This window comes from Myxococcales bacterium, from assembly GCA_023898405.1.
Lineage (GTDB): Bacteria > Myxococcota > UBA727 > UBA727 > JABDBI01.
This window is the reverse complement of sequence record CP060221.1, coordinates 522639-538196: the sequence shown is the minus strand read 5'-3', so window position 1 is coordinate 538196 and position 15558 is coordinate 522639. Positions and strand designations below refer to the sequence as shown.

The window sequence follows — 15558 nt, the reverse complement described above, 5'->3', positions numbered from 1 at the left end:
CCATCAAAACCTCTCCATTCATGGAGAGGATAATATCTGTCGAAATTAATATAAGAAGACAAAAAAATATCGAGCAAAGAGCAAGGCTAAGAGCGCAAAAATGCCTGCCACAACATCATCGAGCATGATTCCCCATGCTTTAGGAAACGATCGCTCAACCCATTTTATGGGCCAGGGTTTGAGAATATCGAAGAAACGAAAGAGCACAAATGCTGTAAAAACCTGTTGAACGCTTGGGTCGATGATTAAAAATGGAATACCAACACCAACAACTTCATCAATAACAACCTGTTTGGGATCGTCTTTTTTATAATGCTCAATACCATAATCGCTTGCCCAAATTCCTATGAAAAAAAGCATGAGCAAAAGACTAAGAATTAACCAGCAGGACCACGAAAAAAAAAGTGCAGGCACCCAAATAACCAGAGCACCCGCAGTACCACATGTGCCTGGGGCAATAGGGAAACGTCCACAATAAAAAAACTCAGCGATAAGGAGTGCTATTTTGGTTTTTATATTTGATGACATCTCATACCCCTTATGCGTGAGTTTTATTAAAATTATTAAGACGCTTTATGCAATTTGCGTATCATTATTGTTATTTCTTCTTAAAAAAGAAGGAACATCATACTCATCTGATTTTTTAGGTGAGCTTTCCTTTAATGCTGTACCTGCGTCTTGTTTATCTTCATCGATAGGTGCTAGTACCGGCACACGAGCAGCGTGGTTAGGAGCTGGAGGAATTTTCGTTCCAAGATTAGGATAGCTTGATACTCCTGGCAAAATGCTGTCCCTGGAAGAAAGTCCTTGTCTAATGAAAGTTGGTACATCACGTGAACCTTGCAATGGATAAGGTGTCATAGGCTGATTGGGCACACTTGAAGTATAAGTGGGCTCACCTTTTTTCTGGGTGCGAGCATGCTCAAACCCTGTTGCTATAACGGTAATGGAAACTTCTTCATCTCGCTCAGAATCAACAACATAACCAAAAATAATGTTGGCATCTTCGTGCGCGGCATCGGTTATGAGTTCTATGGCAGCATTGACTTCATGAAGCGTCAAGGATGGGCCACCAGTAACATTAACTAGAATTCCCATCGCTCCATCAACTGAAACATCTTCAAGTAAGGGACTGGATATTGCTTTTTGCGCAGCTTTAACTGCTCGACCTTCGCCGCTCGCTGTACCAATACCCATCAAAGCCATTCCTTGATCGCTCATAACGGTGATGGCATCCGCAAAGTCAACATTGACAATACCCTGTTGTGTAATGATATCGCTGATACCTTTAACAGCATTGAATAAAACCTGGTCTGCCATGCGAAAAGCATCGAGCATAGATGTTTGCTCATCAGCCAATTGCAGCAATCGGTTGTTGGGAACAACGATCAAGGTATCTACTGCTTGTTTGAGCGTCTCAACTCCCTTTTCAGCGAGCTTACGCCTGCGATTGCCTTCGAATAAAAAGGGCTTAGTGACGACTCCCACTGTCAAAGCACCAAGTCTTCGAGCTACATCAGCAATAACAGGAGCAGCACCAGTTCCGGTGCCTCCGCCCATTCCTGCTGCTATGAAAACCATATCTGCGCCAAGTAGAAGTTCTTCGATACGATCCATACTTTCTTTTGCCGCACTCGCTCCCACTTCTGGTTTTGCGCCAGCACCAAGACCCTTGGTGCAGCCGTGACCGAGCTGTAGCTTTACTTCAGCCATATTTGCGTCGAGCGCCTGGCAATCAGTATTGGCAACAATAAATTCTACGCTTGCAATTCCGCGTTCGATCATGTTGTTGATAGCATTTCCACCGCCACCACCAACTCCAATTACTTTGATTCGTGGGCCTCGTTCTTGTATTTCATCAAATTCTATCATTTTAACAGCCTCCCCATTCTTTAATATGTGGTATAAAAAAAACTTTTTCAACTTAACTAAATTATGTCATTCAGCCAAGCGCTCATCCTACGACGCACTTTTGTATAAATATTATCATCTCTTACTTTAAAATGACGATGGTCGCAATGTTTGGCGCCGTAAAGCACCAGTCCTACGCCTGTAGCATAAATTGGACTTTTGACAACGTCCATTAGTCCACCAACACCTCGAGGCACACCTAATCGTACCGGCAATCCAATTACCTCTTCGGCAATTTCAATCATGCCAGGAAGCAATGAGGAACCTCCGGTGATCACAATTCCTGAGGCTAATAATTCCGTTAACCGAACGCGTTCAATTTCACGGGCAATAATTTCAAAAGTTTCTCTCACTCGTGGCTCAAGAATTTCTGCTAAGATTTGCCGTTTAAGCATACGATCTGGGCGGTTACCAATACTTGGTACCTCGATCATTTCGTCTAAGTATTCAGATTTCATACTGGCAGTGCCATAGCGTTTTTTAATAAGTTCCGCGCTTTCCTGAGGAGTTCTAAGGCCTATAGCAATATCATTGGTAAAGTGCTGACCTCCCACTGCGATGACTGAAGTATGTTGGATGCTGCCATTAAAAAATATAGCGATGTCCGTGGTGCCACCGCCTATGTCAACCAGAGCAACACCAAGTTCTTTTTCATCTTCGCTTAAGACTGCGTAACTAGAGGCAAGCTGTTCAAGTACAATATCACTTACAGAAATATCGCAGCGTTGCGCACATTTTACAATGTTTTGTGCACTCGTTACAGCACCAGTTACAATATGCACCTTGCATTCAAGGCGTACACCAGCCATGCCAAGAGGTTCTCTAATGCCATCTTGACCATCGATGATATATTCCTGGGGAAGAACGTGAATAATTTCTCGATCAATAGGAATTGCTACAGCGCGAGCAGCATCAATAACACGGTCAATATCTCCGGATTTTACTTCCCCTTCTTTCACCGCCACTATGCCGTGGCTGTTAATTCCTCGAATATGACCACCAGCAATGCCAGCATACACAGAGGAAATATTGTAATCAGCCATGAGCTGTGCTTCTTGAATAGCCTTTTTGATAGATTTGACTGTGCTCTCGATATTAACCACAACCCCTTTTCTTAGTCCATTTGAAGGGCTTGTACCAATGCCGCAAATATCAATTGAGCCGTTTTCTTTACGCTCACCAACTAGGGCACAAATCTTAGTGGTACCTATATCTAAACCAACCACCCTCGAGTCTTTTTTGCCACGTGCCATTTAATGATTCCATGCTGTTCGGTATATATTTTCATTGTCTGCTACTATTTTTATCAATGCGAACATTTCCCTCTTATCTAAATAAGCAAAAAATCCAACAGGCTTAACAATATTATTGTTGGCAAAAAAAGAAATTTTAGCGAAGGGGAAACTAAGTTGTGCTTTAGGCTTTGATATATTTTTATTAGCTTTTAGCGTTAAAAAAACGTTTTGGATCAATCGAAGGGGAATCTTTAAAATTTCCCACCAAGAGAATTTCTGGTTGCAAAGCCACCGAATGTTGCTCGAACACCTTTTGTTGTGCGGTGGACCCGATGTAAAGAATATCATTCGCTTTGGCCCCTCCGTTATTAATTATAAAATTAGCATGCAACGAAGATATCTGTGCTTGTTGGTATTGTAGACCCTTAAGTTGACAACTTTCAATTAGTTGGGCAGCGAATAATGGATATGGATTTTTAAAGAAAGAGCCGAGAGAATTTATTATAGGCTGAGTTTTTTTTCTCTTAAGTCGGTATTCTTGTACTTTTTGTAATAAAACCTCAGAAGACTTTAATGATTCCTCTTTATATTTTAAACGTGCACCTGTAATAATTATATCTTTTGGTAAATTATTGGAGCGATAAGAAAACTTTAAATCTTTGCCAGTGAAAATTACTTTTTCTCCATTTTGAACAGCATAAATTTCATCAACCACATCACCAATCTCTCCCATAGACGTACCTGCATTCATACGTAAAGCACCTCCAATAAGGCCAGGAATGCCGCTCCATCCAACGGCAGAATCGATTCCTATCAAAAGCGCTTGTTTGGTGACTTTGGCATAGGAGGTAGCAGCTCCAACCAGCAAGGCTTGATTTTTTTTGTCGCAATGGAGGAAATCAAATTGGGAGCCAAGTTTTATAACAAGCCCGTCAAAGCCATTATCGCTAAAGAGTGTGTTAGAACCACCGCTCAAAATATGGAGAGGGAGATTATGCTCAAGGCAAGCTTTTTGTAAAAGCGCTAGTTCTTCATTATTTCTAGCTTCAACAAAAAAACGCGCAGGTCCGCCAACTTTGAGCGTTGAAAAAGGTGCAAGTGCGACTTCTCTTTTGGCGCTGAGCTTGTCGAGGAGGTGTTTAAGCGCAAAAGAAATCATAGAGAAAGTCCGTATTTTTGGTGGAGCAGGTCTACAATGTGTGGCCCTGCAAGGGTTATTGAGCCTGCACCCAAAGTCAAAGCTACGCCCTTTTGCGGCATGAGTTCAGAGATTTTTTTGGCGCCTTCATCAATAGTTTTTACGTGAAAGGGTGAAAGTGAACTAGAAGCTTTTATTTTGTCGATCAAAACCTTGCTGCTGATGCCTGGCAAAGGCTGTTCTTGAGCTGCATAGATATCGGTAACGACCAGTGCGTCACAGTCCTTAAAACTCTGTGCAAATTCTTCCATCAGATCTTTAGTGCGAGAGAAACGGTGAGGCTGAAACAATACGTGTAATGGACGATCCTTAAATGTGTTACGAGCTGCCTTGAGCACTGCGCGTATTTCTGTGGGATGATGAGCATAGTCATCAATCACAAAAAAATCTTTATGGCTAGGAACAATACTAAAGCGCCGTTTTACCCCGTTAAATGAAGAAAGAGGAGCAAAAAGAGCGCTTGGAGCTACGCCCAATTCATCCATAACGGCAACTGCCGCAAGAGTGTTTAATACATTATGGTGGCCGACCATGTTAATCCGGCATGGATACACTGATGCATTGCGTACAACGATTTCAAAGCTGGTAGAAAATTCGTGGGTATGGATATTCTGTGCTCGAAATGTTGCACCTTTGCTGAAACCATAACTCAAGATGCGCCGGTTAAGTTTTTCAAGAATATTCCTTACGTGGGGATCATCGATACAAGCAACAACAAGGCCATAGAAGGGAATAGTTTCTAGAAAATTACTGAAATGTTCACTGATTTCAGTGATACCGCCCTGGTAATAATCAAGATGCTCAGCATCGATGTTGGTTACCACTGCAATGGTAGGTGAAAGATGTAAGAAAGTACCATCTGACTCATCGGCTTCGGCTACCATGAATTGGCTTTGGCCCAAGATTGCATTTGCACCAAAGTGATTTACGATACCACCGATGATGACGGTTGGGTCAAAACCTAATTGGTGCATCAATGTTCCAATGATGCTAGTCGTGGTAGTTTTTCCGTGAGCACCAGCAACGGCAATACCACAACGTAAGCGCATAAGCTCAGCCAGCATGACTGCTCTTGGTATAGTAGGAATACCGCGTGAGCGAGCAGCGCAAAGTTCAGCATTTTCATAAGGTATAGCACTGGAGTAAACCAAAACATCGGCGTTATCCATATGCTTAGCATGATGGCCAATGAAAACGTGGGCACCTAAGCTTCTTAGGCTTGTAGTTTCACGATTTTCGCTCACATCTGAACCGCTCACATTAAATCCAGAGGCTAGCAATATTCTTGCTATGCCGCTCATCCCGATACCGCCTATTCCCACTAAATGAATGTGTTTTATTCGACCTGTAAAAATTGAATTAAGTGCCATACTGGAAGTCCTTAAAGATTGCTCGTGATAGTTTTTACGATACTTGAGGCTGCATGAGGAGTTGCAAGATGCTTGGCATTTTCGCTGATTGCTTTAAGTTGTTCAGGGTGATCGTATAAATTTTTTATTTTTAGGCTCAGTTCAGCGGCAAAATTATCGCCCTCTTCAAGCAAGAGTGCAGCACCTTTTTTAACGAGAGCTAAAGCGTTTTCTCGTTGGTGAGCATTGGCAAAGCGGTAGGGTACCAGTATCGATGGCATACCTGAAGCCATAATTTCGGAAGACACGGTAGCTCCTGCGCGAGAGATAAGAAGGTCATGGCGTTTAAAACTTTCGGGCATGTTATCGATAAACTGCGTTACCTGGGCTTCGATGTGAGCTTCTTTATAGTGTGCAGCAACTTCATTGACTTGTGTTTTACCGGTTTGGTGAGTCACTTTAATATCAGGATTGTGCTCTTGTAAGAGTTTAAGAGCCTTAGGAATTTCGCGGTTTAAAAACTGTGCCCCGAGAGTTCCCCCAGTCACAAGAATCTTTAAGCCCTTTTCAGGCGCGCCGTGCTCAATACTGAAAAATTGTTTGCGGATAGGGTTGCCCGTGACAATGGTATGCTTGGGGAAGTGTTTTTTACTTTCTACAAAGCTTGCAAAAACTCGGTTGCTTATGTGAGCGAGAAGTCGGTTGGCAAGTCCTGGCACAACATTTTGTTCGCAGATGGACCGGTCGATGCGTAAAATAAAGCTTGCGATAATCATGGGCGCCGATACATAACCACCAACTCCAATCACAGCATGAGGGCGATGTAGCAAAAGAAACCATGCGCATTTTAAAACTGCCAGTGTGAGTACAAAAAGAGCTTTTAGCTGAGCAAAAAAACTTTGGCCGACCAGTTTTTTAGCCTTGATACCAAAAAATTGAAAACCGCAGTTTTTGGCCATTCTTTCTTCTATACCACCGCTATTGCCAACATAGGTGATCTTTGTGCGAGCATCTGTATTAATAAATTCCTTGGCAATTTCTAAAGCTGGAAAAATGTGTCCGCCAGTACCGCCACCTGTAACAATAATGTGCATTGTCTGTCCTAAATCTAGTAAAAAATAATTAACTAAGCTTTTTATAAATTATCAACCAAACGCTTAAAGTGTTTCCCTCTGTCCACATAATCTTCAAATTGATCATAACTTGCGCAACCTGGACTCAATAACACTGTAGTGCCAGGTTTGGCTTGTGCCACGGCAGCGCAAAATGCTTGGTCTAAATCTTTAAACTGCTGACTCCGAAGGTCAGCTAGTTCAAGAGCAATTTTTTCTTGAGAGCTTCCGTAGACATAAAAAGCAACAACTTGAGAGTAAGCGGTAAGAGGAGCAAAATTTTCACCTTTATCATGTCCTCCAACTAAGAGATGAACGGGTGAAGTAGTGCACGATAAAGCCTTTTCCACCGCAGCAACGGTGGTTGCTTTTGAGTCATTGATAAAATTTATACCCCGTTTTGTGCCAATATTTTGAAAACGAAACTCTAAAGGCTTGAAATAATTAAGGCCTAAAACGATAGACTCATTGCTGATATTGTATGTCTTAGCTGCATAAGCTGCAGCCAGTGCATTTTCAACGTTATGCATGCCGTTAAGAGAAAGTTCTTTTAAAAAATTCCATGTTTTATCAATTTTTTGGGCATTAAAGAAATGAAAATGTTTAGTCGGATAAGCTTTGCTATCAATAGATGATAACAGCGTGTTGTTACAATAAATGTGGCCCTGAGCTTTTACCAAGTCGAATATCTTAAACTTTGCTTTTTGATAGCAATCAAAGGAATCGTATCGATCGAGATGATTGGGGGTGATATTGAGGATGATGGCGCAGTCAAGTTGAATCTGTTTGAGCGTTTCGAGTTGGAAAGAACTAAGCTCAAGAATTAAATAGTCAAAGTTACTATCTAAGACGAGAGTACATAGAGGAATTCCTATGTTGCCTCCTGCCACACTTTTTAATCCAGCGCTTTTCAAAATGCTGTCCAGCATCATTGTGGTGGTAGATTTGCCATTAGAGCCAGTAATGCCAATAATTTTGGTCCCAGCCTTAAAGCGCAAAGCAATTTCGATTTCGTTCAAAATGGGAATTGAACGCTCTTTAGCCTGAGCGATAAGCGGGTGATGCAAACTGACACCGGGCGACAAAACAACAGCGTCAATGCATGGGGAAAAACTAAATTGAGAATCATTAAAGTGGCACCTAAGATTTTCATGGCATTTGTAAGAAAAGTTTTGGAAAAAGCGCAACTTACTTTCAGGCTTGTCATCAAATAAGCTTACTTTGATACCACGTTTGAGTAAAAGCCTTGCTGCTGCTAGACCAGAGAGGCCGGCTCCAATTATGAGCGCATGTTTTATCATGGCCATACCTTAATAATGACGGTGCAGCTTGCGAATAATGCCGCTAGAATCCAAAAACGAACAACCACTTTTGGTTCAGGCCATCCTGAAAGTTCGAAATGATGATGAAGAGGAGACATTTTAAAAACACGTCTTTTGGCTACTTTAAACGAAAATACCTGAACGATAACACTCACAACTTCTATTAAAAAAACTCCATGAAGCAAAGCAGAAATGAGCTCATTGTGGGTGAGAATAGCCACCATAGCCAATGCTCCCCCTAAGGCAAGAGAGCCGACGTCGCCCATGAATACCGCAGCGGGATAGGTATTGTACCATAAAAAACCGAGACTAGCTCCGCCTAAAGCAGCGCAAAAAATACCAATCTCCATCAATGCAGGATCAGCTCCGCATAGGATCATGATCAAAAAAGCAAGTGCGCTGAGCATGACTGGTCCGATCAGGAGGCCATCCAGTCCATCGGTGAGATTAGTGCCGTTTGAGGTGCCAACAATGATAAAAAGAGCAAAAGGAATATATAGCCACAAAGGTGTTTCAAAAGAAAAAAGTCCTGGTAGGCTTAGTGTCGATGAATAGGGGAGGCTTTCAAAATTCCCAGCATAGAGTAGTAATGCACCAAGGCCAATGACTATTTGTCCGACTAATTTTTGGCTTGGTGAGAGCCCCTTGGTGTTGCTTTTTTTTACTTTATAAAAATCGTCGATAAAGCCGATACATGCATAACCTGCCATCACCATGAGCACCAAAAAAAGTCCGAGGTGTTGCAAGCTGCCCCATAGCGAGCAGGAAACGACACATGCTAGTACCAATAAGAGTCCGCCCATGGTGGGGGTGCCTTTTTTAGAAAAGTGGCTTTTTGGTCCGTCATCACGGATTTCTTGCCCAAAGCTCATTATTTTTAATCTGTGGATGAATTTGGGAAAGGCAAGAAAGGTGATCAAAAAAGCGGTGAAGGCGCTTAAAAGCATACGAACATAAAGTTGTTCTGGTTCGCTTAAAAATTCCAAATGAGAAACTATTGAGTACAGCACGATTTAATTTCCTTCGTCTAATTGGAGAAGTGCGTCTGCTATTGCTTGCATATTGGCTGACAAAGAACCCTTGATAAATACCACATCACCTTTTTCTAGAGTATTTTTCAATGGGTCTATAAGTTTTAATGAAGTCTCTTCATAAATAATTTTTTCTTTGAGGAAGCCTGCACTGAGTGCTCCCTCAACTATGGCTTTTCCTTCGGTGCCACAAACAAAGATTCGAGCGCTGTGTTTGGCAAGCAAAATTCCTAACTCAAAGTGATGCTGCCTACTTTTTTCTCCCAATTCGCCCATGCAGCCAACGACTGAAATAAAACGCTTAGCTTTAAGAGTCTTAGCTGAAAGCAAACCTGCACTCATGGAGACAGGGTTGGCATTGTAGCCATCATTGACAATGGTACAGCCTCGAGAGTTAGTGCTGATGCTCATACGGCCTTTGATGAGAGTCATGTTGCTGATGCCTAAGGACGCTCTTTTTACATCAAGACCTAAGGCTTTTACTGTAGCCAGTGTAGAAAGAACGTTCATAGCATGGTGAGCACCGAGCAAGGGGGAGTTGACTGCAAATGTTTCGCCATCAATTTTTACCCAAAGCCTTTGTCTTCCCAAAATTTCATCAAAGTCTTCAAGCTTTGTTAGCTGTACCTGCGCTTCATCAGTTGTGCCAAAAGTAGTGGAGCAAGCAAAAATTCTCGCTTGAGCTTCTTTGGTGATTTTAGGATCATCAAGATTGACAATGGCATGTCCTTTGCACTTTAGAGCATCAAATAATTCGGCTTTGGCTTTTTGCACTCCCAGAACGCCATCGCGAAAATTTCCTTCATGAGCGCAACCGATATTAGTGATAAGGCCGAAATGAGGGTGAACAATCTGGCATAGATGGGCAATTTCTCCGCTATGATTCATGCCCATCTCAAATATGGCGTAGCGATGGTCTTTATTCAGTTCAAAGGCGCTCAGAGGAAGTCCAATATGATTATTTTTATTACCAGGGTTGGCATATACTTTTTCTGATCCAACAACAAAGCTAAGAGCTGCTTTAAGCATTTCTTTGGTGGTGGTTTTACCGTTACTGCCACTAAGAGCAATGCGAATAGCCGGCATGATTTCAATGTGGCGCTTAGCTAACTGAGAAAGAGTGCTAAGAGGATCTTCAACCTCAAGTAAAAACTGGGGATCGATGTCGATACAGCAGGGATGATTTTTTTTAACCACTGCTCCTTTTGCGCCCCTTAAAAGAGCATCTTTTACGTAGTTATGCCCATCGTGAGTTTCTCCTGACAATGCAAAAAATAATGAACCATTGGGCACTGCGCGCGAGTCTATAGTGAGTAGGCAATGTTCTTGCTCAAAAAGTCTATCGATTTTGCAAGAAGCCAAAACTTCAGCAAGAATTTTTTTATCCACACTTATTTTTTGCATAGAGACTCCGCAATTTTTTGAGCCACAAGTTTATCACAAAAAGCTCGTTTATCATTGCCGTAGAGCTGGTAGTTTTCGTGCCCTTTTCCAACTATAAGCACTATATCATCGGCTTGAGCAAGCTTGATAGCCTCATGTATGGCTTGGGCTCGATCGCCAATGTTGTATGCTTTATTGCTATTTGGCATACCTGTCATAATATCGGCTCTAATTTGTTGAGGTTTTTCGTTACGGGGATTGTCATCGGTGACAATGACAAAATCGGCCCACTTATGTGCGATATGTCCCATCATCGGCCTTTTGCTTTTATCGCGGTTGCCGCCGCAACCCATGACCACAATCAGGCGTCCATAAGAAAAATTCTTAAGTGAGCGTAGAATATTTTCTAGAGCTTCAGGAGTGTGAGCAAAGTCCACAATAATTTTGCAAGGATGTCGTGCCACTACTTCAAAACGGCCGGGTATAGCTGGGCACTGTTCAAGACCTTTTTTAATCGAGTCACGATCAAGTCCCAAACTTTTTGCCACAAAGAAAGCTAAATTGGCATTTTGCTGATGAAAGTCGCCTGCCAGAGGAAGTTTGAAGTGTAGTGGCTCTGTAGCGCTGTAAAAGGAAAGGTTTTGCAGCTCATGGGTGGAGGTGCAAAAAGGATGCTTTATGGGTAAGATTTTTTGAGTTTGGTTTTTGGCAAGCTGCCAAAATAGTTTGGCTTTGGACGCAGTATATTCCTCCATGGTGCCATGAAAATCTAAATGATCTTGACTGATATTACTCAGTCCCACGGCACTAAAATGGAGAGCTGCCACACGATCAAGCGCTAGGGCGTGTGATGATACTTCCATGACCACATGGTCTACACCCTGATGTACAAAGTTGGAGAGACTTTGGCTTATAAATTCCGCTTCCATGGTGGTATGGCTTAAGGGGGCAAGCTTATGTGGTTCACCCATGCCAAGGGTTCCCATGATTCTTACTTCAAAACCAGCGGCTTTGAAAATTGAATAAAGCATAAAAGAGGTTGAAGTTTTACCATTGGTGCCTGTGATTCCAATTAAGCACAGTTTTTTACTGGGGAAATCATAAAATGCTTCGCAAAGATAAGCATAAGCTTGAGTGCTATTGGGAGCCTTAATGATGGGAATAGAGTAAACTTTTTTAGGAGAAAAACTGTTTTCCACGAGGATTGCGTGAGCGCCTCTAGCAACAGCATCATCGATAAAATTATGGCCATCGGCTGATTGTGGTGTGGCGCCTTTTTTAGCGACAAATAAAAAACCTGGTTCAATACGTGAAGAGTGAGCGCTGATGCCCTTGATGGCAATCGATGCATAGCTTTCGTTCGTATCTTTTATATCAATAGCTTTTAGAATTTCTCTAAGGTTTTTCATAGCGATACTCGCTTTAAAGCTCGTAGTTTAGCACTGCGAGAACGGCGATTGCTGTCTATTTCTTGTTCGCTCGCCACTGCAGGTTTTTTCGTGAGAATGACAAACTCTTTATTTAAAGCAAGCTCTTTAAAGCGCAGCTTGATAAGTCGATCTTCTATGCTGTGAAAAGACAAAAATACAACAGTCGCTTCAGGCGAAAGAATCTCAGGAAGATCGTGTAACAGCGTTTCAAGCTCTTTTACTTCTTCATTTACCGCCATGCGCAGGGCTTGAAATGTGCGCGTGGCAGGATGGATTTTTGACCATTTTTTTTGTTTGATGGCTGATAAGACCAATTGCGCTAAAGCCCCCGTAGAATTTTCTATAGGCCATTCTTTTTTGATGCGCGCTGCTATTTGCCGGCTTTTACGTTCATCTCCTAACTTAAAAATGGTATCGGCGATGTCACGCTCGCTGCTGTGTGCGAGCCATTCATAGGCGCTCATGCCACTGTTTGTATCCATGCGCATATCGATTGGGCCATCGTTTTGAAAAGAAAAGCCTCTTTTGGGTTCATCAAGTTGATGGGAAGAGACACCCAAGTCGCATATGAGGCCATCAATAGAAGAAATTTTTAGTTCCCGAAGGGTGCTTTTGATAGCAGAGAAAGGACGCTGAAAGAGAGTTATGATGTTGGGGAAATGTTTTTGTACGCCACCTGCAGCGTCATCTTCGTGCGCTCTAGGATCTCGATCGAATGCTATAATTCTACCTCTTTCACCGACTACTTGAGCAAGCATGCTCAGATGTCCTCCGCCACCAGCAGTGGCATCGACAATAGTTTTACCTTTAAAGTCGTCAAAATAATTTATTACTTCTTGTGGCATTACCGATTCATGGGCAAAAATTTTAGTCATAACGCGCTCAGATTGATGAAACTCAAGAAATAATGAATAAACAAAAAAAGATCATATGGCTATGGGTTTGGCATCTGAACGTACATAAACATGAAAAAGTGTCTGATAGAAATTGCAGACTTAGAGAACAAGAAAGAAATTTAAGAGCTTAGTTAAGTTTTGGGATTTGCTATTAACGCGTTATGTATTTTTGATTTAGTTTTATTTTTCCATATCGTTTGCGCTAGAAATCGTGAAATTTTTATGTATTAATCCAGGAAATTTTCTAAAAAAACAAACATTTAAAGAACTGCAATCTAAGTTAGGTAAACAGTTCTAATGATGAGGAACAATGTCTATGTCTATGGTTAAAACGCTTAAGCAGTCATGGTCGCTTTTATCTCAACGGACCTTAGGAAAATGGCTTTTTAGTAAGGCCATAGGCAAGATGATCCCCTATTCAGGGAGTATTTCACCCCAGGTTTTAGAAGTTGCTCCTGGTCGGGCAACCGTGCGTATGCGCGATAAAAAATTGTTGAGGAATCATCTTTCCTCTTTTCATGCCTTAGCCTTGTCCAATTTGGGTGAACTAACTACTGGGCTCGCTTTGCACTTTGCTCTCTCAGACAATTCGCGAGCTATTTTGGTTAAGCTTGAAACGGACTTTTTAAAAAAAGCCCGTGGCACTATTACCGCTCGGTCTCAAACGACGCTTCCCAAAAATTTTAAAAAGCGACGCCAGACAGTGGAAGCGCAACTCTTTGATGAAAAAGAAGATTTAGTTGCTGTGGTAAAAGCTCTTTGGTTGGTGGAGCAAAAGTAATTACCTAAGTCCATGAAACTCAGGAGATATCCCATAATTTTGCAATTCATAGTTTAAGAGTAGATCCTCAATTTGGAGCGAGCGAGCTTTTGTATGGGGTTGTTGTGGCTACATCTAGAAAAAATTTGCCGAATAAAAGCTCACCAGAAATCAGCAAAGATCTAAGCTTTGAAGAAGAAACTGTGATCCGTTTAAATAAGGGAATTGCTAACATAGATATGGTACTTGAGCGCAAAAGCAAAAATCCTGAAATCTTGGCCCGTCTTGAACAAATGGAAAGAGAGATTATGGCTCGAGCGAAAGATAAGGGAATCATAAAATGACGGGTTGTTAATTGACTACAGTAAAAATTGCAAAAGAAACTCAGCTTGCTTATCTGAGAGTGGGTAAGCATCACCATGAAAACTCAGCAATTTTTTTGCATGGGATCATGGGCAATAAAAAAAATTGGCAGAGTTTTCTAAGGTTATTTATTGAAGCATGCCCCAAGTGGGATGCCTTGGTTTTTGATTTAAGAAATCATGGTGAAAGCTCAAAGCATCAAGAACCTTTTACAGTGCACGCTACAGCTTTTGATATAGCTCAGGCGTGTGATCTACTTCAAATTCGACCAAAAGCCATCATAGGGCATTCCTTTGGGGCCAAGGTGGCAACTTTGGCTGCTGATATGATGAGCTCAAGTGTCGAGCAGTTGTGGTTGCTTGATAGTTCTCTTTCAATGATCTCATCACCGAATCCTTTGGGAAGTCCAAATGATACAACTGCATTAGGGCTTTTGGAATTGCTTGATCGAATCAAATGGCCATTGACCAGTAGACGTGCGCTGATTGAAGAGTTGCTAACGAGGGGAGTTAATGAGCAAATTGCTCTATGGATGACCACTAATTTAATTGTTGCTGAGGATGGTTTTAGGCTCAATTTTGAACCAAGCGAACTTAAAGCAATGCTCATAAATTTTTTAGAGCTTGATTTGTGGAATAGGGTGCCACAATTGTCCCAACGCATGGATATTCATATGCTTTCTGCCCAGCATGGTTATCGTCTTTTCGAGCACGATCAAATCAGGTTAAAGGAGCTTGCGGGAATGCAGGGGTATTTCCATTTATTGAGAGATTCTGGGCACTTTGTTCAGGCAGATAACCCAAGAGGACTCTTGGAAATTTTGCAACCTTATTTTAACCAGGTAATATAGCCCCTTTCTGTCCATCAAAATACTGGATCCTTCTGAGCATGCGCAGAAAAAGATTAAATGATAAAATCGCTCCAAATCGGTTATTAAATGGGAATATGAAATGAATCATGCTGCTTATTGAAATTAAAGCTAAATTTTTATTGTGTGTGGCTTGCATTTTTTAAAGATTTCCTGATAAAGATATCCGCGCTTAAAGAATGAAAAGATTTTTAAAGGATTTTTGTAAGTTTTTGATGAATAAGCAGCAAATGGTGATCACGAGTTGTTTGTCCATTATTATAGAAGATTTTTATGAGGGAGAAATTTTAAGATGGCAGTGCGTTCTTCAGAAAAGGCCTTAACAGCGGCTCAAGAAAAAGAGCTTATCAAATTATTAGAGGCAAAGCGATCAGAGTTAGTAGTGAGGTTGAAATCAAGGCGCCCAAGTGCGGCATCAGAACAAATGCCTGGAGATGAAGCAGATCAGGCATCAGATGATGCAGAGGTATCTTTGGAAACTCGTCTGATGGATCGAGATGCAAAATTATTACGAGAGGTTGAGCGTGCTCTGGAAAAGGTACATGACCAATCTTATGGTCTGTGTGAGGGTACTGATGAGCCCATCGGTTATGCTCGCTTAAAACTTCGTCCTTGGACACGTTATAGCGTGACTTATAAAGAGGAGCTTGAGCGGGAAGAAAAACGTTCAGGTCGCGAATAATTGAAGCAAGCTCAGCTT

Annotated in this window: 15 protein-coding genes; 4 read left to right on the top strand and 11 right to left on the bottom strand. The window is 41.7% G+C overall.

What is annotated here, in order from left to right:
• Positions 1-45: 45 nt before the first annotated feature.
• From H6731_02555 to rsmH, 11 genes are all read right to left on the bottom strand, one after another.
• Positions 46-528, bottom strand: a complete 483-nt coding sequence (locus tag H6731_02555) for a phosphatidylglycerophosphatase A (protein USN51305.1) — start codon at positions 526-528, stop codon at positions 46-48.
• A 45-nt stretch (positions 529-573) separates the two neighbouring features.
• On the bottom strand, positions 574-1872 hold the full coding sequence (ftsZ, locus tag H6731_02550) for a cell division protein FtsZ (GenBank protein USN51304.1): 1299 nt from the start codon (positions 1870-1872) through the stop codon (positions 574-576).
• A gap of 56 nt (positions 1873-1928) precedes the next feature.
• Positions 1929-3164 carry a cell division protein FtsA gene (gene ftsA / locus H6731_02545; protein ID USN51303.1) on the bottom strand — a complete coding sequence of 412 codons (1236 nt, stop codon included), beginning with the start codon at positions 3162-3164 and terminating at the stop codon, positions 1929-1931.
• A 184-nt stretch (positions 3165-3348) separates the two neighbouring features.
• Positions 3349-4305 carry a UDP-N-acetylmuramate dehydrogenase gene (gene murB, locus H6731_02540; protein ID USN51302.1) on the bottom strand — a complete coding sequence of 319 codons (957 nt, stop codon included), beginning with the start codon at positions 4303-4305 and terminating at the stop codon, positions 3349-3351.
• Positions 4302-5714 carry a UDP-N-acetylmuramate--L-alanine ligase gene (locus H6731_02535; GenBank protein USN51301.1) on the bottom strand — a complete coding sequence of 471 codons (1413 nt, stop codon included), beginning with the start codon at positions 5712-5714 and terminating at the stop codon, positions 4302-4304. Before H6731_02535 ends, murB begins: the two co-directional genes overlap by 4 nt.
• 11 nt (positions 5715-5725) lie before the next feature.
• Complete coding sequence (gene murG, locus H6731_02530; protein ID USN51300.1) at positions 5726-6787, bottom strand: undecaprenyldiphospho-muramoylpentapeptide beta-N-acetylglucosaminyltransferase; 1062 nt, start codon at positions 6785-6787, stop codon at positions 5726-5728.
• Between the two features lie 41 nt (positions 6788-6828).
• On the bottom strand, positions 6829-8106 hold the full coding sequence (gene murD, locus H6731_02525) for a UDP-N-acetylmuramoyl-L-alanine--D-glutamate ligase (GenBank protein USN51299.1): 1278 nt from the start codon (positions 8104-8106) through the stop codon (positions 6829-6831).
• Positions 8103-9137 carry a phospho-N-acetylmuramoyl-pentapeptide-transferase gene (gene mraY / locus H6731_02520; protein ID USN51298.1) on the bottom strand — a complete coding sequence of 345 codons (1035 nt, stop codon included), beginning with the start codon at positions 9135-9137 and terminating at the stop codon, positions 8103-8105. The genes murD and mraY overlap by 4 nt, the downstream gene beginning before the upstream one ends.
• Before the next feature lie 3 nt (positions 9138-9140).
• Positions 9141-10562: a UDP-N-acetylmuramoyl-tripeptide--D-alanyl-D-alanine ligase gene (gene murF / locus H6731_02515; GenBank protein USN51297.1), complete on the bottom strand. Its 1422-nt coding sequence runs from the start codon at positions 10560-10562 to the stop codon at positions 9141-9143.
• Entirely contained in the window at positions 10550-11950 is a 1401-nt protein-coding gene (locus H6731_02510; protein USN51296.1) for a UDP-N-acetylmuramoyl-L-alanyl-D-glutamate--2,6-diaminopimelate ligase, read from the bottom strand. Before H6731_02510 ends, murF begins: the two co-directional genes overlap by 13 nt.
• Positions 11947-12846, bottom strand: coding sequence for a 16S rRNA (cytosine(1402)-N(4))-methyltransferase RsmH (gene rsmH, locus H6731_02505; GenBank protein ID USN51295.1), 900 nt, complete (start codon positions 12844-12846; stop codon positions 11947-11949). Before rsmH ends, H6731_02510 begins: the two co-directional genes overlap by 4 nt.
• Positions 12847-13183: 337 nt before the next feature.
• Between rsmH and H6731_02500 the strand changes: the two genes are divergently transcribed.
• From H6731_02500 to H6731_02485, 4 genes are all read left to right on the top strand, one after another.
• The gene (locus H6731_02500; protein USN51294.1) at positions 13184-13648 is read left to right on the top strand and encodes a DUF4442 domain-containing protein; all 465 of its coding nucleotides are present in this window, start codon (positions 13184-13186) and stop codon (positions 13646-13648) included.
• Positions 13649-13752: 104 nt separating this feature from the next.
• The gene (locus H6731_02495; protein USN51293.1) at positions 13753-13971 is read left to right on the top strand and encodes a hypothetical protein; all 219 of its coding nucleotides are present in this window, start codon (positions 13753-13755) and stop codon (positions 13969-13971) included.
• An 11-nt stretch (positions 13972-13982) separates the two neighbouring features.
• A complete protein-coding gene (locus tag H6731_02490; GenBank protein ID USN51292.1) occupies positions 13983-14840 on the top strand; it encodes an alpha/beta hydrolase in 858 nt (285 codons plus the stop codon).
• A gap of 310 nt (positions 14841-15150) precedes the next feature.
• Positions 15151-15540 (top strand): TraR/DksA C4-type zinc finger protein, encoded by a 390-nt coding sequence (locus H6731_02485; protein ID USN51291.1) that lies wholly within the window; start codon positions 15151-15153, stop codon positions 15538-15540.
• Positions 15541-15558 lie beyond the last annotated feature (18 nt).